At 61.1% G+C, this 23,341-nt stretch carries 26 protein-coding genes; 22 read left to right on the forward strand and 4 right to left on the reverse strand.

Translation table 11 applies throughout. The features are described 5' to 3' along the window. Positions 1–6: 6 nt before the first annotated feature. Positions 7–1,098, forward strand: coding sequence for a glycosyltransferase (locus tag GOB86_RS02230; protein ID WP_165990762.1), 1,092 nt, complete (start codon positions 7–9; stop codon positions 1,096–1,098). Here GOB86_RS02230 and GOB86_RS02235 read toward each other — a convergent pair whose 3' ends face one another. Beyond that, on the reverse strand, positions 1,099–2,529 hold the full coding sequence (locus GOB86_RS02235) for a glutamate--cysteine ligase (RefSeq protein ID WP_165990763.1): 1,431 nt from the start codon (positions 2,527–2,529) through the stop codon (positions 1,099–1,101). Between the two features lie 60 nt (positions 2,530–2,589). Continuing rightward, positions 2,590–3,363, reverse strand: coding sequence for a 16S rRNA (uracil(1498)-N(3))-methyltransferase (locus tag GOB86_RS02240; protein ID WP_408737281.1), 774 nt, complete (start codon positions 3,361–3,363; stop codon positions 2,590–2,592). Between GOB86_RS02240 and GOB86_RS16330 the strand changes: the two genes are divergently transcribed. From GOB86_RS16330 to leuB, 16 genes are all read left to right on the forward strand, one after another. Then, positions 3,353–3,478, forward strand: coding sequence for a hypothetical protein (locus GOB86_RS16330; protein WP_277875431.1), 126 nt, complete (start codon positions 3,353–3,355; stop codon positions 3,476–3,478). The genes GOB86_RS02240 and GOB86_RS16330 overlap by 11 nt on opposite strands. A 52-nt stretch (positions 3,479–3,530) precedes the next feature. Continuing rightward, positions 3,531–4,451 (forward strand): 4-hydroxybenzoate octaprenyltransferase, encoded by a 921-nt coding sequence (gene ubiA, locus GOB86_RS02245; RefSeq protein WP_253543668.1) that lies wholly within the window; start codon positions 3,531–3,533, stop codon positions 4,449–4,451. 59 nt (positions 4,452–4,510) lie between these two features. Further along, the gene (locus GOB86_RS02250) at positions 4,511–5,176 is read left to right on the forward strand and encodes a LolA family protein (RefSeq protein ID WP_165990765.1); all 666 of its coding nucleotides are present in this window, start codon (positions 4,511–4,513) and stop codon (positions 5,174–5,176) included. Positions 5,177–5,292: 116 nt separating this feature from the next. After that, complete coding sequence (locus GOB86_RS02255) at positions 5,293–6,645, forward strand: replication-associated recombination protein A (RefSeq protein ID WP_165990766.1); 1,353 nt, start codon at positions 5,293–5,295, stop codon at positions 6,643–6,645. Positions 6,646–6,655: 10 nt separating this feature from the next. Next, positions 6,656–7,639 carry an RluA family pseudouridine synthase gene (locus tag GOB86_RS02260; RefSeq protein WP_165990767.1) on the forward strand — a complete coding sequence of 328 codons (984 nt, stop codon included), beginning with the start codon at positions 6,656–6,658 and terminating at the stop codon, positions 7,637–7,639. A gap of 35 nt (positions 7,640–7,674) precedes the next feature. Beyond that, the gene (locus GOB86_RS02265) at positions 7,675–9,825 is read left to right on the forward strand and encodes an AsmA family protein (protein WP_165990864.1); all 2,151 of its coding nucleotides are present in this window, start codon (positions 7,675–7,677) and stop codon (positions 9,823–9,825) included. 17 nt (positions 9,826–9,842) lie between these two features. Next, complete coding sequence (locus GOB86_RS02270) at positions 9,843–10,574, forward strand: ATP12 family protein (RefSeq protein WP_165990768.1); 732 nt, start codon at positions 9,843–9,845, stop codon at positions 10,572–10,574. 123 nt (positions 10,575–10,697) lie between these two features. Beyond that, entirely contained in the window at positions 10,698–11,234 is a 537-nt protein-coding gene (locus GOB86_RS02275) for a Spy/CpxP family protein refolding chaperone (RefSeq protein ID WP_165990769.1), read from the forward strand. A gap of 116 nt (positions 11,235–11,350) precedes the next feature. After that, positions 11,351–12,751: a signal recognition particle protein gene (gene ffh, locus GOB86_RS02280; RefSeq protein ID WP_165990770.1), complete on the forward strand. Its 1,401-nt coding sequence runs from the start codon at positions 11,351–11,353 to the stop codon at positions 12,749–12,751. Between the two features lie 58 nt (positions 12,752–12,809). Then, positions 12,810–13,160: a 30S ribosomal protein S16 gene (rpsP, locus tag GOB86_RS02285; protein ID WP_165990771.1), complete on the forward strand. Its 351-nt coding sequence runs from the start codon at positions 12,810–12,812 to the stop codon at positions 13,158–13,160. A gap of 17 nt (positions 13,161–13,177) precedes the next feature. Next, complete coding sequence (gene rimM, locus GOB86_RS02290; RefSeq protein WP_165990772.1) at positions 13,178–13,717, forward strand: ribosome maturation factor RimM; 540 nt, start codon at positions 13,178–13,180, stop codon at positions 13,715–13,717. Beyond that, complete coding sequence (gene trmD / locus GOB86_RS02295; RefSeq protein WP_165990773.1) at positions 13,714–14,463, forward strand: tRNA (guanosine(37)-N1)-methyltransferase TrmD; 750 nt, start codon at positions 13,714–13,716, stop codon at positions 14,461–14,463. Before rimM ends, trmD begins: the two co-directional genes overlap by 4 nt. A 13-nt stretch (positions 14,464–14,476) precedes the next feature. Continuing rightward, positions 14,477–14,863: a 50S ribosomal protein L19 gene (gene rplS, locus GOB86_RS02300; protein WP_086645479.1), complete on the forward strand. Its 387-nt coding sequence runs from the start codon at positions 14,477–14,479 to the stop codon at positions 14,861–14,863. Positions 14,864–15,010: 147 nt separating this feature from the next. Beyond that, positions 15,011–16,414, forward strand: a complete 1,404-nt coding sequence (gene leuC, locus GOB86_RS02305) for a 3-isopropylmalate dehydratase large subunit (protein ID WP_165990774.1) — start codon at positions 15,011–15,013, stop codon at positions 16,412–16,414. Beyond that, entirely contained in the window at positions 16,414–17,037 is a 624-nt protein-coding gene (gene leuD, locus GOB86_RS02310) for a 3-isopropylmalate dehydratase small subunit (protein ID WP_165990775.1), read from the forward strand. The genes leuC and leuD overlap by 1 nt, the downstream gene beginning before the upstream one ends. Before the next feature lie 23 nt (positions 17,038–17,060). Then, positions 17,061–18,185: a 3-isopropylmalate dehydrogenase gene (gene leuB, locus GOB86_RS02315; protein ID WP_165990776.1), complete on the forward strand. Its 1,125-nt coding sequence runs from the start codon at positions 17,061–17,063 to the stop codon at positions 18,183–18,185. A gap of 171 nt (positions 18,186–18,356) precedes the next feature. Here leuB and rpsU read toward each other — a convergent pair whose 3' ends face one another. Beyond that, positions 18,357–18,560, reverse strand: coding sequence for a 30S ribosomal protein S21 (gene rpsU, locus GOB86_RS02320; RefSeq protein WP_003623949.1), 204 nt, complete (start codon positions 18,558–18,560; stop codon positions 18,357–18,359). Positions 18,561–18,775: 215 nt separating this feature from the next. Here rpsU and def point away from each other — a divergent pair, with 215 nt between their 5' ends. From def to GOB86_RS02345, 5 genes are read left to right on the forward strand one after another with little or no spacing between them, the layout of a single operon-like run. Continuing rightward, positions 18,776–19,306 (forward strand): peptide deformylase, encoded by a 531-nt coding sequence (def, locus tag GOB86_RS02325; RefSeq protein ID WP_165990777.1) that lies wholly within the window; start codon positions 18,776–18,778, stop codon positions 19,304–19,306. Beyond that, on the forward strand, positions 19,303–19,968 hold the full coding sequence (locus GOB86_RS02330) for a ubiquinone biosynthesis protein COQ9 (protein WP_165990778.1): 666 nt from the start codon (positions 19,303–19,305) through the stop codon (positions 19,966–19,968). Before def ends, GOB86_RS02330 begins: the two co-directional genes overlap by 4 nt. A gap of 14 nt (positions 19,969–19,982) precedes the next feature. Beyond that, on the forward strand, positions 19,983–20,495 hold the full coding sequence (locus tag GOB86_RS02335) for a MarR family winged helix-turn-helix transcriptional regulator (RefSeq protein WP_165990865.1): 513 nt from the start codon (positions 19,983–19,985) through the stop codon (positions 20,493–20,495). 1 nt (position 20,496) lies between these two features. After that, the gene (locus GOB86_RS02340) at positions 20,497–21,219 is read left to right on the forward strand and encodes a response regulator (protein ID WP_165990779.1); all 723 of its coding nucleotides are present in this window, start codon (positions 20,497–20,499) and stop codon (positions 21,217–21,219) included. A gap of 5 nt (positions 21,220–21,224) precedes the next feature. Continuing rightward, entirely contained in the window at positions 21,225–22,610 is a 1,386-nt protein-coding gene (locus tag GOB86_RS02345) for an ATP-binding protein (RefSeq protein WP_242012432.1), read from the forward strand. Positions 22,611–22,638: 28 nt separating this feature from the next. On the opposite strand, the gene GOB86_RS02350 is transcribed toward GOB86_RS02345, so the two are convergent. Beyond that, a complete protein-coding gene (locus tag GOB86_RS02350) occupies positions 22,639–23,199 on the reverse strand; it encodes an outer membrane protein assembly factor BamE (protein ID WP_165990780.1) in 561 nt (186 codons plus the stop codon). Positions 23,200–23,341 lie beyond the last annotated feature (142 nt).

Consider the following 23,341-nt stretch of genomic DNA (forward strand, 5'->3'; position numbering starts at 1 on the left):
CGTGAGATGAAGGCATGCCTTGTATACCGGGACCGGCTTTTGCCCGCATCCGAGCAGGCCTTCATGCGCAGGCAGTACATGGCCTTCAGCCAGCTTAGGCCCTACTGGGTCGGTTGCCACCGCGATAACCCTCCGGCGGATATGGCCACCACCTTACGCATTATTGGCGAAGGTTCCATGTTGGGGCCATTGCGGCGGCTGGCGTTTAAACAAATGGGGTGGAGGGCAGGTCATGCGGTGGCCGATCTGGCTCCTGTTGTGGTGCATGCGCAGTTTGGCCGGGGTGGCGCGTTGGCGCTGCCTATTGCCCGGCAGTTGGGCCTGCCGCTGGTGGTAACCTTCCATGGGGGGGATGCGTTCAAGGACCGGCATTACCAAAAGCGTTTTCCCGCGCCTATTTTTCAGCGCCGGTGGCAGGCATTGCTGGACTACAGCGCCTTGTTTGTGTGTGTCTCCGATGGAGTGCGGGATAAACTGTTAGAGCGCGGCGCACCTGCCCACAAGCTGGAGGTGCTGAGTATTGGCACGGAGGATGTACCGCCTGCCCGTGGGCCATTTGACCGTCTGGTGTTTGCCGGACGGTTTGTGGAAAAAAAAGGGCTCCCCGTACTGCTTGACGCCCTGCGTATTCTGGCCGGGTGGGGCATAACGCCCCCGGTCGTGCTGGCGGGTGACGGACCAATGCGTGCGGCCATGGAGCAGCAGGCGCAGGGGGTGGAGCATGTCTGTTTTGCAGGTTGGCTGAGTGCGGGGCAGTTGCGCCAGCAGCTTGAACACGCAGTGGCACTGGTTGTGCCCAGTGTGCGTGCAGCGGGCGGGGACCGGGAGGGCCTGCCCAGTGTGGCGGCCGAGGCTATGATGTGCGGCGTGCCGGTTGTGGCCTCAAGCGAGTCCGGGCTGGACGCAGCCATGCTGGGTGGAGCGGGCATGGTTGTGCCTGCGGGGGATGCGCAGGCGCTGGCTCAGGCTCTTGCTCATATTTTGCAGTCGGGTGTGCGGGGCGGCATGGGGCAGGCGGCGCGCGCGGTGGCGCGGGAGCAGCTTAGGGCGCAGGTCCAGTCCGCCAGACTGGAGCAGCGCCTTTTGTCCGTGCTGTAATCAGATTTCGCTTTCAAGGAAAATGCGTGAGGCATCGCCCATCCACGGGCCGTAATAGCGTTCCAGCCAATGTTCGGCCTGTGTGGGTGCCCCCGCGGCAAGGGCTGTGAGCGGGGCCAGATAGACCCATTCGCTCGTCTGGCTCTGTTCATCCACCATATCGCGGTTTTGCAGACCATCCATGGAAATCGAGAGCATGTGTGCTGCCAGGTCGCGCACCGTGCCTTCGCCCCATGGTGTGTCCAGCCCCATCATGGGCACAAGTTCGCGCAGTTTTACGTAGTCTTCCCATGGGCGCGCACGCACCAGTTCCCATGCGGCTTCCAGTGCTGAGTCATCATACAGCAGGCCGGTCCACAGAGCGGGCAGGGCCATCATCATCTCAGGCGATCCGGCGTCGGCTCCGCGCATTTCAAGGAACTGTTTGAGCCGCACATCGGGGAAGGCGGTTGTCAGGTGGTCCTCAAAATCTCCCATGGTGGGCGTTACGTCTTCCAGCCCGTCCTGGCGTTCCCCCTTCATCCATGCGCGGAAGGAGCGGCCAGCCACATTGCGCATCTTGCCGTCCCGCATGATGAAGTACATGGGCACGTCCAGCGCCCACTCCACGTAGCGTTCAAAGCCAAAGTCTTTTTCAAACACGCAGGGCGGCATGCCCGAGCGGGCATTGTCCGTATCGGTCCAGACCCGTGCGCGGTTGGAAAGGAAGTTATTGGGCTTGCCCTCCACAAACGGAGAGTTGGCAAACAGCGCCGTGGCCACGGGTTGCAGGGCCATGGAGACCTGCATCTTGCGCACCATGTCCTGCTCGGAGCCAAAGTCCAGATTGACCTGCACGGTGCAGGTGCGCTGCATCATGTCCAGCCCCATGGTGCCGACCTTGGGCATGTAGTCGCGCATAATGCCGTAGCGTGTTTTGGGCATCCATGGCTGGTCGGCACGGGTCGCGGTGGGGTGGAAGCCCAAAGGTGCAAAGCCCAGCCCCAGCTTGCGCGCCAGCGGGCGCACGGCATCAAAATGGTTGCTCAGTTCCTCGGCCGTGTCGTGCAGGGTGCGCAAGGGGGCACCCGAGAGTTCGAACTGCCCGGCGGGTTCGAGCGATATGGCCGCACCTGCGGCCTCCCCCTGACCTTTAAGCCCGATAATGCGTCCGTCATCAAGCACGGAGGTCCAGTCATCCGGTTCGGATTTGTGGAGGTTGCGTAGCAGGGTTTCTATACCGTTGGGGGTATAGGGTGGGGTTGCGTACGCTGCGCCACCGGCCTGCGGGGCGGCATCGCCCACCACGGCCTCGGGCCGCATAAAGCCGAATTTTTCGTGCTCGGTGCCTATGCGCCACGCATCACGCGGCTTGCAGCCCTGCGCAAGCAGTTCGGCAAGCTGCGAAATGGAACGGATGGGCGTTGTATCTGAGGCACCGGGGTTGGACATGAGGTTTTCTGTATCCCAAAAACAGCCTTGCGGTCGCGGAGCAAGACAGGAGCAATTGCCTTATTGTGATGAAACCGGGGCAGAGCGCAAGCCATTGCCCAGCAGCGCAAGCCCCGCCACCACGGCCGTATCGGCCCGCAACACCAGTGAACCAAGGGAAATTGGGGCAACAAAAGGGCGGTGGAGCAGGGTCTGGCATTCGCCATCACTCAACCCGCCCTCCGGCCCGATCAGGAGTCCGTCCCCCTTGCGCACCTGTGGCAATGCGGCGGGGGGTGCGCCATCACGCGCGTCTAAGCGCTCGATGGCGGCAAACAGGGTTGTGTGCTGCGGCCAGTTCCCCAGTAACGCGGGCAGGGTCTGCGCGGGGGCTATGGTGGGAATGTCCAGCCGCTCGCACTGCTCGGAGGCTTCCACGGCTATGGCGTGCAGGCGCTCGGGGTTGGTGCGGTGCGTGTTGGTGCGTTCGGTTATAAGCGGCAAAAATTCGGTCACGCCCAGTTCGGTGCCCATGCGCAGGACCAGATCGGTGGCGTCGCGCTTGAGCAGGGCAAAAGCCAGCCGGAGCGGGGGGCATGCCTGTGGCGGGCGGGTCTGGCGCTCAAGTGCCAAAGTGCCCCGGTCCTTGCGCAGATCGGCAATACTGGCCAGCCACTCCCCTGTGCCAGCTTGGAACACACGCACCTGATCTCCCGCTTTTTTGCGCAGGACGGTGCCAAGGTAGCGGGCCTGCTCGGGGGGGATGGGGCAGGGGACACCTGCGTGCGCGGCAGGGAGCAAGGTGGGGTCCACATACAGGCGGGGGAGGCGGGAGAGGCCATTCATGGCGGTCATTTTTCGTGCGTCTGCTCAAGTAACGGAAGAACAGGCCCGGTTTACGCACGAAATACCCTGTTTTGCAAAGCAGGAGCGGGCGGGTGGTTATGGTCCGCCGCAGTTTGTGGCATAGGGAGGGGCGCAAAGACTGCCCGTTATTTTTGACTAAAGGCCTTATCAGAATCGTGTCTGCTCCCCCCATCAGCCATACCGACATCCGGGTTACGGGATGGATTGCCCGCCTCCCTCCCTCCTTGCAGGCTTATGCGTTGCTGGCCCGTCTGGACCGGCCCGTGGGCACATGGCTTTTGTGGCTGCCCGGTGTGTGGGGTATTCTGCTGCCGCAGGGCGTGGCCCCCTTGGAGCGGGTCAGGCTGATTGTACTGTTTGGTATTGGCAGTCTGGTCATGCGTGCGGCGGGGTGCGTTGTAAACGACATGTGGGACCGCGACATTGACCGGCAGGTCGTGCGCACGGCGGGGCGGCCACTGGCCTGTGGTGCGTTGAGCATGCGGCAGGCCACGGGTTTTCTGGCTCTGTTGCTGGCCATGGGGCTTGGCGTGCTGGTGCAGCTTAATGTGCTCTCGTGGGTGCTGGGGGTCTCCTCTTTGGTGCTGGTGGGCCTTTACCCGCTGGCCAAGCGGTTTACGTGGTGGCCGCAGCTTGTCATGGGGTTTACGTTCGGGTTTGGGGCTCCCATGGGGTATGCGGCGGCAGCCGGGCAACTGACATGGGCGCAGGCCGTCCTTTATGCCGCCACGATTGTCTGGCAGCTTGGGTTTGATACGATCTACGGTTTTCAGGACATGGAGGATGATGCCCGCATAGGCGTTAAATCCACCTCGCGGCTTATGGCGGGTCGCGCACGCGGTTTTATTGGCGTGTGTTACGCCCTTACGGTTGTGCTGCTGGCGGGTGCTGGCGTGCTTGCAGGGGCGGGGGTGCTGTTCTGGCCCGCGCTGCTGTTGCCCGCTGTGCTGTTCTGGCGGCAGACTGTGGCGGTTGATCCGGCCCGGCCAGCCTTGTGCCTTGCGCAGTTCCGCACCAACCGCGAGATCGGACTGACCATTGCGCTGGCTCTGGCACTCGGGCTGCTGGCGGTTTGAGAGTATTACGTTGTTTGCTGGCGGTTCTGGCTGGCGGTCTAGAGTGAGAAGCCCCGTTCATGAAAAGAGTTTTACGTGCTGTTGCGCCGTTATGTGCTGGTCTGCTCCTGTTTGCGGGGGCGGCACACGCGCAGGATGTTGCCGGTGAGGCGGAAGCATCAGCCTCGAGCGCGGTTGTCCCCGCCCGCCTGAGTGCGGCTGATCAGGCATGGGTTGCCAAAATAGAGCAGGCACTCAACCGTTCGCTCACGTTTGAAGCCCGCATCCAGCAGATTGATGCGGAGGGCAAGCGCACAACCGGCAAGGTGTGGATGAAGCGCCCCGGCCAGATGCGTCTGGCCTATGACCCGCCATCTCCGCTGTTGCTGGTGGCCAATCAGGGCAAGGTGGTGTTCCGTGACAGCCAGTTGGACCAGACCACGGTTATTCCCATGGACCGCACACCACTTGGGCTTTTGCTGGCCCCGCATGTCAGCCTGTCCGACGGGGTAACGGTCACCGCGTTCCGCCACGAGTCCGGTCTGGTTGCCGTGCGGCTTGTGCGTAATGCCTCCCCCGGAGATGGAAGCCTGACACTGGTTTTTTACGAAACCCCATTGGCCCTGCGCTCATGGAGTGTGCTGGACGCACAGGGGCGGGAGACACGGGTCACCCTGTTTGACGTGCATCCGGGGGCGGATATTCCGGCCAGCATGTTCGACCTGCCTGCCCAGCCTGAAGAATAGCGGAACCGTTTTGGGCCTACTGGAAAAACCCGCAACGCATGGCGATATTAAAGCCAGACAGGACCGATGTTTGAGACCGAGGGTATGAACGCCATGACCATACGGCACGCAGCGCCATGACGGAGGATGACCTGTTTGGCGCAACCCCACCATCCGCCGCAGGGGCAGCGGACGGCGCAGCGCGCGCGGGGGGGCGGTCTGCCCCAACCCAGCCACTGGCTGACCGTCTGCGCCCGGCCTGTCTGGCCGATGTGGTGGGGCAGGGGCATTTGTTGGGGCCAGAGGGCACACTAACCCTTATGCTCGAACGGGGCACCCTGCCCAGCCTGATCCTGTGGGGTGGGCCGGGGGTGGGCAAAACCACCATCGCCCGTCTGCTTGCACAGGCTGCGGGTCTGCGGTTCATGCAGATTTCGGCTGTGTTCTCGGGGGTGGCTGACCTTAAAAAAGCGTTTGATGCTGCCCGTAAGCTGGCTGCTGGCGGCGTGGGCACGCTGTTGTTCGTGGATGAAATTCATAGGTTCAACCGCGCCCAGCAGGATGGTTTTTTGCCTGTGGTGGAGGATGGCACCGTTGTGCTGGTAGGGGCCACGACCGAAAACCCCTCTTTTGCCCTGAACTCGGCCCTGCTCTCACGCTGTCAGGTCATGGTGCTCAACCGGCTCGATGACCCTGCCCTTGAGGCCCTTCTGGTCCGCGCGGAGGAGGAGACAGGCCACCCTCTACCCCTAACGGAGGACGGCCGCGCCACCCTGCGCGCCATGGCGGATGGAGATGGGCGTTACCTGCTGAACATGGTGGAACAGGTGCTGAGCCTGAAAAACACCAAACCACTGGATGCACAGGCTCTGGCCCGGCTGCTGGCCAAAAGGGCCACTCTGTACGACCGGGACCGCGAGGAGCACTACAACCTTATTTCCGCACTCCACAAATCGCTCCGTGGCTCGGACCCCGATGCAGCGTTGTACTGGTTTGCGCGGATGCTGGAAGGGGGCGAGGACCCGCGTTATCTGGCCCGCCGCCTGACCCGCTTTGCCACCGAGGATGTGGGCATGGCCGACCCCAACGCGCTGCCGCTGGCCATAGCTGCGTGGGAGACATACGAACGGCTTGGCTCGCCCGAGGGGGAACTGGCTCTGGCCCAGCTTGTGGTGCATCTGGCCACGGCTCCCAAGTCCAACGCCGCATACAAGGCGTATGGGGCGGCCCGCCGCGCGGCCAAGGCCACAGGCAGCCTTATTCCCCCCGCCCATATTCTGAACGCGCCTACGCGGCTGATGCAGGATATTGGCTACGGCAAGGGGTACGAATACGACCACGATGCGGAGGAAGGCTTCTCGGGGCAGAATTATTTCCCCGATGGTATGCGCCGCCAGACCTTTTATAATCCAACGGCCAGAGGCTACGAACGGGAGGTTAAACACAGGCTGGAAACATGGTCCCGCTTGCGGGAACGGCGCCAGTCGTGAATATCAGCGCATGAGTGTTGTCAATCTTACCGTGAGCGAGGACGAGGCCGGCATCCGCCTCGACCGTTATTTCCGCCGCCATTACCCGCACCTGACCCAGGGCGCGCTGCAAAAACTGTGCCGTACGGGCCAGATTCGCGTTGAGGGCAAACGGGTGGAGGCTTCCACCCGGCTGGAGCCGGGGCAGAGTGTGCGCGTGCCGCCCATTCCCATGGCCGCCAAGCCCTCGCGCGATGTGCCGCGCCCGCTGGACGACAAGCTTGTGCGCGAAATCCAGCGCATGGTCGTCTATCAGGACAAGCACCTGATCGTGCTCAACAAACCCTCCGGCCTTGCCGTGCAGGGTGGTCCGGGCATCACCCGCCATGTGGACATGATGCTCGATGGCCTGCGTGAAAACCCCGAAGACCCACGCCCAAGGCTGGTCCACCGGATCGACCGCGATACGTCTGGTCTGCTGTTGCTGGCCAGAACCCCCGGTGTTGCAGCCAAGCTTGCGGCGGCCTTTAGGGGGCGGGACGTAAAAAAAACATACTGGGCCGTTGTTGTGGGCCGGCCAGACCCGCTCTCGGGCGAGATTGACCAGCCACTCGCCCGCCTTGGGGTTGGCCCCGGCGCCATTACGGTTGCCGCCGACCGCAAGGATGAGGACGCCCAGTCCGCCCGCACGGTGTACGAGGTGCTGGATTCGGCGGCGCGCAAGTTCTCATGGCTTGGGCTTTCCCCACTGACGGGGCGCACACACCAGTTGCGCGTGCATTGCGAATCCCTTGGCACTCCCATTCTGGGAGACCCCAAATATGGCGGGGCCACAGCTCATCCTTCGGGCTTTACAGACCAGTTGCACCTGCACGCGCGGGAGTTGGACATGCCACACCCCGCAGGTGGTCGGCTGGTTGTGAGTGCTGAACTGCCCCCCCATATGCGTGAGACCTTTCGCGCTCTGGGCTTTACACCCGGAACAACGCCCCCTCCTGCGCGCAAGGGCGGTTGAGCGGTAACGGACCTCGCGCGGGAGAGAATGTGAAGATGCGGTTAAAGTGGAAAATTGGCCTGCTTGCGGGTGTTGTGGCTGTGGTCGCGGGTGGCGGGACAATTTTTTCCGCAACGCAGGACGCAACATGGCTTAAAACCCGGCTGAGCGATGCCGTGGAACAAAGCACGGGGCGGCACCTGAGCATTGGCACGCTGCATGTGTGGGTGCTGCCCTTCCCATGGGTGGAGGCGCAGGATGCGCGCCTCTCCGGTGTGGAGGACGGTGGCCCGGACGCGCTGGTGGTCAGGCAGGTGCGGGCGCGGCTTTCCATTATGCCACTGTTTTCCCACCGCATTGCTTTTCGTGATGTAAGCGTGATTGCTCCAAGAATAACCCTGCGCCGCCTGAGCGATGGTCGGGCTGACTGGCTGCTGACCCCGCCCGCCACGGAGCCGGAGGCCAATACCTCCACCACCGCTGCGCGCATGCACTGGAATGTGGGCGTGTCGGACCTGACGGTCCTGCAGGCCAATGTGGTGTGGGATGATGCACTAACCCATTACTCAGGCACGTTTGGTCTGACCAAGGCGGCCATACACGGGCTGGACGGCACCGCCCCCAATCTGGACATACAGGGCCAGAAAGGGGCGGCAGGCTTCAGCCTGACCGGGCAGACAGGTCCGTTCTGGCCCCTTGGCGCGCAACTGCCCCTGCAACTGCGCCTGAGCCTGAACAATGGTGGGCACTCCATAGGTCTTGCCCATGTGGATGGCGTGATCAACGCTCCACAGGCCGAACGTAAGTATGACCTGCATCTGGGCGGCTCGGTCGGGCAGTTGCAGGACCTGAACGTCTTTTTCCCCCATGCCAATCTGCCCGATGGGCAGAACCTCTCGGTTGATTTGAGCGTGGGTGGCAGTGGCGATGCCCCGCAGGTACAAAGCCTGCATGTGCGCACAGGCCGTGTGGATCTGGGCCGCTGGCTACCACAGGCCGCCCTGACCCGTGTTGTCGTGGATGCCCCCACGCCAGCAGACCCGATAAGCCTGCATGTGGACGGGCAGATGGGTGATCAGCCGGTAGGCATGAATGGCTCGGCAGCGACCCTGGGCCAGCTAGCCCTTATGCAGGAACAGGCCAAAGCCCCGGTTGATCTGGCACTTACGCAGGGCAATTCCTCCGTGCAGGTCAAGGGAGCACTCAGTGCCGCCCATTCCGCGCTGGATGTGCAGGGCAGGCTGGACCATCTGAGCTTTGGCACACAATGGCCAGATGCGACCGGGCTTACCGTAGCGGGCCACGTTGAGAGCGATAAAACGCAACTCCTGTATAAAAACCATACCGTGGCGGATGTGTTGCATGGCCTTACACTTGCGGCGGACGTGCAGGTGCAGGCCATGAGCTGGCAGGGTGTGGCCTGGTCGCAGGTGCAAACACACGTTGCTCTGGCCAATGCCCGTCTGGCACTGGACCCCATCCATGCCGTAGGCAATGGCCAGCAGCAGGTGGCGCGGTTTGTGTATGACCTCTCCGGCGCGCAGCCACAGGTTGAGGCATCGGCCCGCTCCGTGTTCCTGCCCTTGGCTGTTGTGCAGGCATGGATGCACGTAGCGCCAGATATGCAGGGTACGGTCCAGCTTGTGGGTGCGCTCTCCGCGCAGGGGGATACTGCTCAGGCCCGGAGCGCGTCCCTTGCAGGGCACCTTGGTGCGTCTGTGGTGGATGGCAGCGTGGGTGGTGCACTCATTCGCCGTCTGCTTGGGCCGCAGGTGCCGGTCAAGGGGCAGATGCCCATCCGCTGCTTTGGCGTGCATACACAGTTTGCCGATGGCGTGGCCCATATTGATCAGGTCGGTCTGGAGAGCGATTTTCTGCACCTGCGCGGGCAGGGAACAGTGGCGCTGGCCACGCATGAGCTCAACATGCAGCTTGCTCCGCAGGTGCTGCTGGGTGGGGCTTCTGCCTCGTCCTCCCTGCACGTAACAGGTCCATGGAACAGTCCGCAGGTGAGCATGGCAGCCGCGGATGACGGGCGCGTTGGCATCACCATTGGCGGTGGAGGGGATGAGGGCTCGTCCTGCGCAGCACTCCTTGCCACTGCGCGTGAGGGAGCCGATGGCCCAAGCCCGACCACAGTGGCCAAAAAAGCCAGCAAGGAGCAAAAAATCATGAACATGCTGCACGGTCTGGGGCTGTTCCGGTGAGCGGAAGCGTAACTAACATGCCCCAGCGCACCCCACCGGGGCGCAAGCGCTTTTGGAAGCAGGTTGAGCTTGTCCCGCACGAAGGTGGGTTTGCCGTGCAACTGGACGGGCGCAGCGTGCGCCTGCCGGGCAAGACCGCCCTATGCGCGCCCTCCCGCGCGCTGGCCGAGGCGCTGGTGGCGGAATGGCAGGCCGCCGGGCAGAGTGCTGATGGGTATTTTACCCCCGATGACCTGCCCTTGACCGGTATTGCCGGGTCCATGCTTGAGCGTATTCCACAAGCGCGGAATGGTGTGGTGGAGAGCCTTCTGGCCTACGCCAACAGCGATCTGGTCTGTTACCGCGATGGCGCTGGCGGCAGGCTGGCGCGCCAGCAGGCAACCCTGTGGGACCCGTGGCTGGCATGGCTTGGCAAAACCTACGGGGTAAGCTTCCAGACCACGCTCGGGGTTATGCCCATCTGCCAGTCTGCTCAGGACCTGTCTGCCCTGCGGAGTGTTATGGAGGGCATGACAAACGCGCAACTGGCCGTGCTGGGGGTTGCGGTGCCTGCACTGGGGAGTCTGGTGCTGGGGCTGGCGCTGCTTGGTGGTGCTGCGGTGGAGGAACTGGTTGCCTGCGCCACAGTAGATGAGCGCGAGCAGATGGCGGTCTGGGGACAGGATACCGAGGTCACGGATCGCATTGCCCGTATGCAGATGGAACTGGAAACAGCCGCCCGGTTTGAGGCGTTAATGCATCAAACCTGAGTGTCCGCCCCTCCAATGCCCTGCGCGCAGGGGTGGTGGGGGTGTTTGCGCACTTGGAGTTTTGCTGTTTTTCTGGTCACATCAAACAGCGGTATCGTTTTTTTGCAGGAGAGTAATCAGGTCATGAAGATCAGCAATGGTATATTGGCTGCGGCAGTGGTCGCGGGGCTTTCTCTCTCTGGTCTGTCCGCTCAGGCGGCGGGTCCGGGTGGCCCGGGTGGTCCCGGTGGCTGGGGTGGCGGCATGGGTGTTGGCTCCACCTTTGGTGGCCCGGCAGGCAATGCGCTGGACGGGCTGGACCTGACCCGCAAGCAGCGCAACCAGATTGCGACGATCCTTAAGGAAGCGCATGATCAGGATCAGGCGCAGGACACGCAGGAAGAGTTTGAAAATCTGCATGCCCAGATCGAGGACCTGCTGAGTGCGCCCGGCCCGCTTGATCAGGACAAAATTGCGCAGGTGCAGCAGAAAATGGCCACACTGCGTGCAGAGCGTGAAGCAAGGCACCTCCAGACCGCCAGCCGTATCCATGACGTGCTGACCACCGACCAGCTTGCCCAGATGCGCCAGCGGCAGAAGCGCATTCATGAACTGCTGAACGAGCTGAGCGCGTTGCAGCATCCCGCCCAGCAGACTTCCTCGGATAGCCAGAAGAAGTAAAAACCAGAAGTTCCTTGACTCAGGGCCCGGTCTTACCGTAAGCCCTGCTACAAATCAGGACCGCCACTCCGCGAGTGTTCGCGCAGTGACGCGTCTCGTTATGGGGTGTGTTGCACTTGTTCGAAGCTCTTTCAGGCAAGCTTTCCGGGGTTTTTGATGGTCTCGCCAAACGTGGCGCGCTGTCCGAAGCCGATGTGATGGAGGCGATGCGCGAAGTCCGTCTGGCCATGCTGGATGCGGACGTCGCGCTGCCCGTTGTTAAGGACTTTGTTAACAAGGTTAAGGAGCGCGCGGTTGGTCAGGAGGTGCTGGAAAGCATTTCTCCCGGTCAGGCTGTCGCCAAAATTGTTAACGATGCGCTGATCGATGCACTCGGCGGTGCAGGCGTTGCCCCCCTTAACCTGAACGCCATACCCCCTGTGCCGGTCCTTATGGTCGGGCTTCAGGGGTCTGGTAAAACCACCACATCGGGCAAGCTGGCCCTGCGCCTTGCTACGCGTGAGCGTAAAAAGGTGCTGCTGGCCTCGCTCGATACGCAGCGCCCCGCCGCCCAGTTGCAGTTGGCTCAACTGGCCGTGCAGGCGGGTGTGACCTCCCTGCCCATTATCGCAGGGCAGACGCCGGTGGAAATCGCCCGTCGCGCCCTCGATGTCGGTCGCAGGGAAGGGTATGACGTTGTCATCCTCGATACAGCGGGTCGTCTGTCTATTGACGAAGCGCTGATGGAGGAAGTCCGCCAGATCAGGGACGTCACACACCCGGCGGAAACGCTGCTGGTCGTGGACGCCATGACCGGGCAGGACGCGGTCAACACCGCCAAGGCGTTTAACGAGGCCGTGGGCGTGACCGGTGTGGTCATGACCCGTATGGATGGTGATGCGCGCGGTGGCGCGGCCCTGTCCATGAAGGCCATTACCGGCGCGCCCATCAAGCTGACCGGTTCGGGCGAAAAGCTGGACGCGCTGGATGAGTTCCATCCCGAGCGTGTGGCAGGCCGTATTCTGGGTCTGGGCGATATTGCCGGTCTTGTGGAAAAAGCAGCCGATACGCTTGACCACGAGGAAGGCGAGCGTCTGGCCCAACGTATGATGGCTGGCAAGTTCGATCTGGATGACTACGCATCCCAGATCCGCCAGATCAACAAGCTTGGTTCCATTTCCGGTATTCTGGGAATGTTGCCGGGTATGGGTAAGGTCAAGGAAGCGCTGGGGGACAAGGACCTTGATACGTCCGTCCTTAAGAAGCATCTGGCCATTATCGGTTCCATGACCCGTGGCGAACGCCGTGCGCCGGGGATTATCAAGGCCTCGCGCAAAAAACGTATTGCCGCAGGGTCGGGAACAACAGTTCAGGACATCAATAAACTGCTCAAGCAGTTCGACATGATGTCCACCATGATGAAGCGTTTTAACAAACTGGGCGTGAAAGGTCTCATGCGCCAGGGAATGTCTGCGCTCATGCCTAAGGGAATGGGTGGAGGTCCGCCGGGTGGCCCCGGTGGTTCTCCCTTCCGCTAATGCGGCCTGTTTCTGCCTAAGTTTTCCGGGTTTTGTTTTTCGGTCTGGAGTATTCCGAATGAGTGTTAAAATTCGTCTTGCCCGCGCTGGTGCCAAGAAGCGTCCTTACTACCACATTGTTGTGGCAGACAGCCGCAGCCCGCGCGATGGCCGTTTTATTGAAAAAGTGGGTGCCTATAACCCCATGCTGCCGTCCGACCATGCTGAACGCGTGCGTCTGGTCAGCGAACGTATCACGCACTGGCTCTCCCAGGGTGCGCAGCCGACCGATCGTGTTGCCCGCTTCCTTGGTAACGCTGGTCTGATCGCCAAGCCGAGCTTCAACGAGCAGCCCAAGCAGTCTGCTCCGAAGAAGAAGGCGCAGGAACGTGCAGCCGCTGCCGCCAAAGCAGCAGAAGCCGCAGCTTGAGCTAAGCCGAGCCAGCCATGCAGCCTGACCTGATCCTGATTGGTGTTGTGGGTAAACCGCATGGAGTGCGCGGCCTTGTGCGCGTGCATTCCTACGCGGCGGATGCTGCAACATTGGAGGATTACGCGGTTCTGCAGGATGCGCAGGGGCGTAAATGGTCCTTGCGTTGGTGCGGTGCGGATGGCGTTGCCGAGATTAAAGACGCAAATGGCAAGCCTTTGGCGGACCGGACTGCGGCACAGGCGTTGGTGAACACCCGCCTGTACGTGCCGCGCTCCAGCCTGCCGGAGCCAGAGGAAGAAGAATTCTACCATGCCGATCTGATCGGTATGGAGGCGTTCGAAAAAGGTCTTTCTCTGGGGCGTGTCATCATGGTGCACGATTACGGTGCTGGCGCCAGCCTTGAGCTGGGCGATGGCTCACTGGTTCCCTTTACAAAGGCCTGCGTGCCGGAAGTAAAGCTGGACGAGCGGACCATAACCATTGTTCGCCCCGAGGAAGTCTCGGGGGAAGAAGGGCGTGGCGTTGGCAAACGGCAGACGGGGGTGCCAGCATGAGCTGGAAAGCCACCGTTGTTACACTCTTTCCGGATATGTTTCCCGGGCCTTTGGGGCAGTCCCTTGCGGGGCGCGCGCTGGAGAACGGAGTGTGGGAATGCCGTACCGAAGACCTGCGAGAGCACGGTCTGGGCCGCCATCGTGCTGTGGATGATACGCCGTTTGGCGGGGGCGCTGGCATGGTTATCCGCCCGGACGTGGCAGATGCGGCACTTGCCGCAACAGCAGCGGAGGCCAACATACCGTGTGTGTATCTTACACCACGGGGGCGTCCGCTTACACAGGCTGATGTGCGGCGTTATGCCGCGGGGCCGGGTGTTATGCTGCTATGTGGTCGGTTTGAAGGGGTGGACGAACGCTTTTTGCAGGCACGGGGTGTCGAGCAGGTTTCCATCGGGGATTATGTCCTTTCAGGTGGAGAGACTGCGGCTCTGGTTCTGCTGGATGCGTGTGTTCGTCTGCTCCCCGGTGTAATGGGGAGTGAGTTGAGCGGCGTGGAGGAAAGTTTTTCCGACGGGCTGCTTGAATATCCACATTATACCCGTCCGGCCGTGTGGGAGGGGCATGAGGTGCCCGAAGTTCTGCTTTCGGGTAACCATGCCGCCATAGCACAGTGGCGGCAGGCAAAGGCTGAAGAGACAACGCGGGAAAGAAGGCCGGATCTGTGGTCTGCCTGGCTGGCTCGCAAAAATGGAAACAGGGCTGCAGCTGTGGGCGGGGCCGCACAGGCAGACCTAGGGGTTTGAGAAGGATACCGACATGAACATTATCCAGCAGTACGAAGCTGCAGAAATTGAACGTCTGACAGCAGCACGCGCAGTGCCCGTATTTGATGCCGGTGACACCGTGCGTGTTTCCGTGCAGGTCAAGGAAGGCGAACGCGTTCGTCTTCAGGCATTCGAAGGTGTTGTGATTGCCCGCTCCAACAAGGGCCTGAACAGCAACTTTACCGTGCGTAAGATCTCCAACGGTGAAGGCGTGGAACGTGTGTTCCCGCTGTACGCCCCGACCGTGGCCGAAATCAAGGTCGTGCGTCGTGGTAAAGTGCGTCGCGCAAAGCTGTATTACCTGCGTGGTCGTAGCGGTAAGTCTGCCCGTATTGCAGAACGCCCGCGTGAAGTTGTTGCTCCGGCAGCAGCAGGCTAAAAGCCACAGGGCTTTTGGGCACGACGCCAGATATGGCTTGTGTGAACCCGACTGGCCCCCGGCCAGTCGGGTCTTTGTGATAAAACAGGGTGTGGGCAGCGGATATTCCATGCTGTTCGCACGGATATAAAGTTAAGGAGGATGCGCATGGCTGCGCGTACGTTGTTCGACAAGATCTGGGACGATCATGTCGTGGAAACCCTTCCGGACGGCACCTCCATTCTTTATATCGACCGCCACCTCGTACATGAGGTGACCAGTCCGCAGGCATTTGAAGGCCTGCGTCTGGCAGGGCGCAAACTGCGCCACCCGGACAGGACCGTGGCCGTTGTGGACCATAACGTGCCCACATCCGACCGGAGCCAGCCGATTGAGGAAGCGGACAGCCGCAACCAGATCGAAACGCTGGAACGCAACGTCAAGGAATTTGGCGTTCCCTATTTTCCGCTTCTGTCGGCCAATCAGGGTATCGTGCATGTGGTCGGGCCAGAGCAGGGCATTTCCCTGCCGGGTATGACCATTGTGTGTGGTGACTCGCATACTTCCACGCATGGCGCGCTGGGGTCGCTGGCGTTTGGTATTGGCACGTCCGAGGTCGAGCATGTCATGGCCACGCAGACCATTCTGCAACGCCCGGCCAAAAACATGCGCGTGAACGTGGAAGGAACACCCGGTGCTGGTGTTTCCGCCAAGGACATCATGCTGGCCATTATCGGCCATATTGGCACTGCCGGTGGCACGGGCCATGTGATCGAGTTTGCCGGTTCGGCCATTCGTGGGTTGGACATGGCTGGCCGTATGACCATCTGCAACATGGCGATCGAGGCCGGTGCCCGCGCAGGGCTGGTGGCCCCGGACGAAACCACGTTCGAGTATGTTCGCAATCGCCCGTTTGCCCCCAAGGGCGAAGGGTTTGAGCAGGCCGTGGCATACTGGAAGAGCCTTGCCACAGATGGAGGCGCGCATTTTGACCGCGAAGTGACGCTGCGGGCTGAGGACATCGGCCCAACGCTGACATGGGGCACCAGCCCTGAAACAGTTCTAGCCATTACCGATACCGTGCCAGACCCCGCACAGCAGACGGACGAGGGCGTAAAGGCCCAGATGCAGCGCATGCTGGATTATATGGGCCTGACCGCCGGGCAGAAAATTGCCGGAACACCCGTGGATGTGGTGTTCATTGGTTCGTGCACCAACAGCCGGATTGAAGACCTGCGTATGGCGGCCCAGATTGCCGCGGGCCGCAAGGTCGCCCCCGGTGTGCGCGCCATGATCGTGCCCGGTTCGGGCAACGTCAAACGCCAGGCCGAGGAAGAAGGGCTGGACCGTATTTTTCTGGATGCCGGGTTTGAATGGCGCGAGGCCGGGTGCTCCATGTGCCTTGGCATGAACCCCGACCGGCTGACCCCCGGCCAGCGCTGCGCATCCACCTCCAACCGTAATTTTGAAGGGCGGCAGGGGCCGGGTGGGCGCACGCATCTGCTCTCCCCCGCCATGGCGGCCGCAGCGGCAGTCACGGGCTGCCTGACCGATGTGAGGGAACTGGCATAATGGAAAAGTTCGTCACGCTCTCCGCTATCGCTGCGGCCCTGCCAGAGGCCAACATTGATACGGACAAGATCATTCCTGCCCGGTTTTTGAAAACCACGCAGCGCACGGGTCTTGGCAAGCATGCGTTTGATGCCATGCGTTACCTGCCTGATGGTACGGAAAATCCGGATTTTGTGCTTAACCAGCAGCCTTGGCGCAAAGCCGAAATTCTGGTCACGTATGACAATCTGGGCTGTGGCTCCTCGCGTGAGCATGCGCCTTGGGCGTTGCTGGATTTTGGTATCCGCTGCGTGATCGCGCCATCTTTTGCCGATATTTTCTTTAACAACTGCTTCAAGAACGGCATCCTGCCCATCCGTCTCCCGCGTGAGATCTGTGATGAGCTGATGGGTGACGCCCAGATGGGTAGCAATGCCCGCCTGACGGTGGACCTGCCGCGCCAGGTTGTTATTCGCCCCAATGGGGAGGAAGTGCCGTTCGAGATTGATGCGTTCCGCAAGCATCTGCTGCTCGAAGGGCTGGATGATATCGGCCAGACCCTTAAGCACGAAGCCAATATTACAACGTATGAAAAACGGCAGGATCAGGCCAAATCCTGGCTGCCCACCATTCATTTTGATTGAACAGACCCATACGGAGCACCGCCATGACAGACCCCAAGCAGCCCGTTAAACTCCTTGTCCTGCCCGGAGATGGCATTGGCCCGGAAGTTGTGCGTGAAGTCGGCCGCATTATTGCATGGCTGGAAAAAAAGCGCGGCCTGACATTTGAACTGACCGAAGATCTGGTTGGTGGTGCATCTCTGGCGGAATATGGCGTGCCGATCCGTGATGAGGTGATCGAGAAGGCATGGGCGGCCGATGCCGTTCTGTTCGGTTCGGTGGGGGACCCCAAGTGGGGGCATGTCAGCTTTGACAAGCGCCCCGAGGTTGCCATTCTCAAGCTGCGTCAGGAACTGGGGCTCTTTGCCAACCTGCGCCCTGCCAAGGTGTTTGACGCACTGGTGGATAGCAGCACACTCAAGCCCGATGTTGTGCGCGGTCTGGATATTATGATCGTGCGTGAGACAGTGGGCGGCATTTATTTTGGCGACCCGCGCGGGATTGAAACCCTGCCCGATGGTTCCAAGCGCGGCATTAACACCGAAGTGTACACCACGTCGGAAATCCAGCGCGTTGCCCGCGTTGCGTTCGATCTGGCCCGTAAGCGTGACAACCGCGTGTGTTCGGTGGAAAAATGCAACGTGATGGAAAGCGGACTGCTGTGGAAAGAGGTCGTGACCGATGTGCACGCCCGTGACTTCCCTGACGTCGAACTTTCCCACATGCTGGCCGATAACTGCGCCATGCAGTTGGTGCGGAACCCGCGCCAGTTTGACGTGCTGGTAACGGGCAACCTGTTTGGCGATATTCTGTCCGACCTTGCCTCCACGCTGACGGGTAGCCTTGGCATGCTCCCCTCCGCCACGCTGGGTGCGGAACAGGCCGATGGCCGCCGCCCGGCACTGTACGAACCCATTCATGGTAGTGCGCCCGACATTGCCGGGCAGGGCATTGCCAACCCGATTGCCCAGATCCTCTCCTTTGCCATGTTGCTGCGTTATTCGCTGAACCTGCAGTCGGAGGCGGATATGATCGAGCAGGCTGTCTCCAACGTGCTGGCCAGTGGCCTGCGTACGGCGGACATTATGGCCGAAGGCATGGCCCGCGTTGGTACGTCTGTTATGGGCGAGGCCATTGTGCGCGAACTGGACAAGCTCCAGAACAGCTAGGACCTGCACATACGCAACAAAAAAGCCGCCCACGTAAATGTGAGGCGGCTTTTTTGTGCCTGATAATCCGGTGGAGACGGGGGCTCCCGCACCGTGCCATCAAGACAAACAAAAAGGCCGGTACCCAAGGGTGACCGACCTTTTATGCCTGCAAAACAGGAGGAGGCTGGCTTAGAAGCCTTCGCGTTCCAGACGCTTCCGTTCCATTTTGCGTGCGCGACGTACGGCTTCTGCCGCTTCACGCGCTTTGCGTTCGGACGGCTTTTCAAAGTGCCGACGCAGTTTCATTTCACGGAAGATGCCTTCGCGCTGCATTTTTTTCTTGAGCGCTTTAAGAGCCTGATCGACATTGTTGTCACGGACTAGAACGTGCACTTGGTCACTAACCCCTGTTCAAAAAAAATCCGGTAAACCGGTTTTTGGGAAGCCATTAAGGAAGGAGATCCGCGTTACCCTTCCGGGCTGCCGATTCCACTGTTGGCGGTCTCTATAACACGGCCTTAAGACAAGATACAATTCGTTCTTGCGTATCAGACCCGCACTTCCGTGTGTTTTATTGTGGTTGTGCAAAAAAACAGGACAACAAAAGCATGTCGGTTCTAGCCATAGCCCGGATGGGCCACCCGGTTCTGCTGCAACGTGCGGTTGAGGTGGAGGATGTAAGCGCTCTCCATATCAGGGATCTGTTGCAGAATATGCGAGAAACCCTGACCGAAAGTGGCGGTGTGGGTCTAGCGGCACCTCAGGTGCATGTGCCCCTCAGGCTGTTCCTCTACTCGGTGCCGCCCGCACGCAGCGAGGGGGAGGATGATCCACCACGCCCCGTGCAGGCGCTGATCAACCCCATATTGGAGCCAGATGGCCCGGATATGATGCAACGCCTTGAAGGCTGCCTGTCCATTCCCGGATTCCGGGGGGAGGTGCCGCGTTATCGCCGTGTGCGCTATAGTGGGTGGGATGAGCACGGCGCACGGGTGGAAGGTGTGGCCTCGGGGTTCTGTGCCAATGTCATGCAGCATGAAATGGATCATCTGGACGGAATCCTCTATCCCATGCGTATGACGGATATGGCCCGCTTTGGTTTTGAGGCGGAAATAACACGGTATGGGGTAAAGGCATGAGCATGCTGCCGGGTAAAATGGAACAGGCACTCTCTCTGGCTGTGGCAACGCTGGCAGCAGGCGTTATGCCTGCCCCCATGGAGCGCGATACGGACCGGGACGATGCCCTGCGCAAGCTGGCCGCAGTTGCGGGGGAGTGTGGGTGGAGCATGGCAACACTCCGTTCCGTGGCGGGGCCAAATGCGGACCTCCTTTTTCCCGCAGGGGTGGTGGAGATGGTGGAGGCATGGTCCGACCTGTGTGACCGCACCATGGTGGACGCCATGCGGGACACGCCCGAGCCAAGGCTGAGCAGGCGGGTGCGTCAGGCTATTCTGCTGCGCCTGCCCGTTGATGGGCCACGACGGGCTGCGGCATTGCGGGGCATGAAAGTCTTTTTGTCCTGCAAGGGGCAAAAAGCTTTCAGGCGCGCATGGGTGCGTACGGTCAACGCCATATGGCAGGCCGCGCAGGATGACGCGACGGGTCTGACCTATGTCAGCAAAAGGCTGACTTTGGGGGCGGTGTATGCCTCGGTCTTCCTGTATTGGCTCAGCCGGGGGGGGGATCAGGCCGGGTTGGAGGCGTTTGTTGACCGGCGGTTGGCCGATGTGCTGCGCATAGGCCGCCTTAAGGCCCGTTTTGGCGCACCCGTTGCCACACCAGCCCCCGCCAAAGGATAGGCGCGCGGATGGCCATGCCACCGCCCCACGAGCGCGCGGGCTCCGATCTGCTTTTTTTGCGCGAGGAAAGCCTGCGACTGGCGCAAACACTCATGTTCCTGGCCGCGCGGGATATGGCCGAGGCCGTAGCCCCCGTGCTGGAGGAAGATGGCCTTGGTCGCGCGCATTATCGCGTGTTGCAGGTTCTGGCCTTTAGCCCCGGTATTCCCGTCAGCCGGTTGCAGGACATTCTGGGTGTGACCAAGCAGAGTCTGGGGCGCACATTGCAAGAACTGGATGGGCGGGCCTATCTGGAGAGCCGGACCGGACGGCAGGACAGAAGGCAGAAGCTGCTGTTTTTAAGCCCAACGGGCAAAGCGGCGGAAGCCCGGCTTTTTGCGGTGATCCGCCAAAGGCTGGTCGCTGCCTACCGGGAGGCAGGGGGAACTGCGGTGGAAGGCTTCCGGCGTGTTATAAGTGGTATGCTGTCCGAGCATAGTCGTGCCTTGCTCACGGAAGAGAGCGTAGGCCGCAGGGAAGGGCGTTAACATGTCTGAGCAGATAACAACCACCGAAGGGGACGTTGCGTCCCATGTTATGGTGGTGGATGACGACCCACGCCTGCGCCGCCTGTTGCAGCGGTACCTGTTTGAGCATGGGTTCCGCGTAAGCGTTGCAGCCAATGCGACGGAGGCGCGGCATACGCTTGAAGGGATTCAGCCCGACGCCCTTGTGCTGGATGTGACCATGCCCGGAGAGAACGGTCTGGACCTGACCCGCGCCCTGCGCGATGCCGGGCAGGACCTGCCCATTCTGCTCCTGACCGCGCGGGGCGAACCAGAAGACCGTATTACCGGGCTGGAAGCAGGGGCGGATGATTATCTGGGTAAACCGTTTGAACCGCGAGAACTGCTGTTGCGGCTCAAGGCGCATCTCAGGCGGCACCAGCCTCCGCCGCCCACGGATAACCTGCGGATTGTCAGGCTGGGGGACAAGGAGTTCGACCCGGTCAGGCTGCTGCTGAGCGGGCCGGATGGCAACATCCACCTGACCGGGGGGGAGGCTGCTCTGCTGTGCGTTCTGGCGCGTAGACCCAACGAGACCTTCACGCGTGAGGACATTGCCAAGGCCATGGACATGACCGAAATTGGCGAGCGCGCGGTGGATGTGCAGGTTACGCGCCTGCGCCGCTGCATAGAGCCAGACCCGCGTGAGCCGCGCTTTTTGCATACGGTGCGGGGCCGAGGGTACGTGCTCAAGCCGGGTCTGTAGGGCGTATGACCGGCCGCAAGGGTTTTCGCCTTTTTCCGCGTGGGGGGTGGACCTCACTCAAGATGGAAAAATCGGTCAGGCGTGTACTGCCCCGCTCCCTGTTGGGACGGTCCTTGCTGATTGTTCTCTTTCCACTGCTGATCACGCAGGGAATCGCGCTTGAACTGTATTACGGCAATTTTCTCAAAGTCGTATCCCGGCGGCTTACGGGCTCTGTTACGGCGGAAATTGTTCTGTCCCTCAATGCGCTGGAACGGCTGAAAAACCCGGCGGATAAGGAGTGGTTTGTTGCACAGGCCCGTGAGCAGCTACAGCTTATAGAAATCTGGCGACCGGGAGAAAAACTCGCCCGCGTTGGCTCCACCCATGTTCTGGGCCCCATGGATGATGACCTTGTGCATGCCCTGCATGAGGGCATTGATTATCCGTTTTTTGTCAAATGGCGGCATTTTCATCATACGGTACGGATTTACATTCAGCTCCCGGATGGGGTGCTGGAAATTGATACACCCAGAAAACGGCTGGATATGGGGCAGATCTGGCTGTTTGTCGCGTGGACTGTAGGCAGCACTCTGCTGTTGTTCATTATCGCGGGGCTGTTCATGCGCAATCAGGTGCGGGCCATCCGCCAGTTGGCTCAGGCGGCGGAACAGTTTGGCATGGGGCGCGATATTGGCCCCATACGCCCCGCAGGCGCGCAGGAGGTGCGTAAGGCTGCTGTAGCCTTCAACCGCATGCAGGACAGGATAACCCGCTTTGTGGCGCAACGTACGGGCGTTCTGGCGGGTGTTTCGCATGATCTGCGCACCCCACTGACCCGCCTGCGCCTGTCTTTGGCCATGATGCCCCGTGAAGGGGCCATATGCGCCAAAGGCATGACCGAAGATCTGGACGAGATGATCGGTGATATTGCCGAGATGGAACACATGATCGACAGCTACCTTTCCTTCGCACGGGGGGAAGGGTCGGAGAGCGTGCAAAAGGTTGAAATGCTGCCTTTTCTGGAGGATGTGGTGGCAGCCGCGCGACGGGCCAGTGTGCATGTTCGCGCACTTGTGGTGGAGCCGGGGCTGCACGCACATATGCGACCAGATGCCATGCGCCGCGCATTGGGCAACCTGTTTGATAACGCCCGCAGGCATGGCGCGAGTGTTGTGCTGAGCGCGCGCCACGTTGCCGGGGGGGTCAGTATTCTGGTGGATGACGATGGACCGGGCATTCCGCCAGACCGCCGGGCGCATGTGCTGCGTGCGTTTGAGAGCGGGCAGGGCGGCGGCACGGGGCTGGGGCTGACCATTGCGCGCGACATCATTCGGGCGCATGGGGGCGAAATGGCGTTGGAGAACGCGCCTGAAGGCGGGTTGCGGGTAAGGCTATATCTGCCAAACTAGGGCAGTCTGCCCATCCGGCTGTGTTGTTTTACAGGGAGTTACCCGACCCGAAGTGACCGGGGCCTGAACTGTTGTTGAACATGCCACCCTGTCCGCCAGCGGCCCCGGAACCCATCATGTTCTGCATGGGGTTATAGCGGCCCACATTCCCCAGAATCTGCTGGAGCGCATTGATCTTGGTGCCCGGCGTTGGCGTGATCTCGTTGATCATGGCAACGTGCTTGGCATCCTTGAGGCTGAGGGTGCGCATGCTTTCCAGTGTGCCGGCATTGTTGAACTTGAGCACAACAAGGTTCTGCTTGATCACACCGGGAAAATCCATGGGCACCAGATGGGTGGTCATGGAAATGTAAATCCAGATGTTATCGTCAAACGCACCCTTGGTGGTGGGGGAGCCCATAAGGTCAATGGCGTCCGCACGGGTGCTGGAGCCGGGTTCAAGCTGGCTGTATTCTTCAGGCTCGATAATGGAGCCTCTGGGCGTGGGGGTGGGGCCAAAAACCTGACAGCCAGACAATACAAGAACAGTGGCAAGTGCCCCGCAGGCACTTTTAAGGCGCGATGTCTTGGTCTTGCGTGGCGGCGTCATCTGGTCAGGGTGTCCCAAACGTAAGATTGTGATCCATGATCGTCATCCAACTGGCAACGGCCATTTCTGTCCGATGCCCCAACACTCGCGGGGCGTCAATTGCTGAATGGCAAAAAGAGCACGCTTTGTGCGCTTCATGCAT

Source organism: Acetobacter lambici (assembly GCF_011516885.1).
Lineage (GTDB): Bacteria > Pseudomonadota > Alphaproteobacteria > Acetobacterales > Acetobacteraceae > Acetobacter > Acetobacter lambici.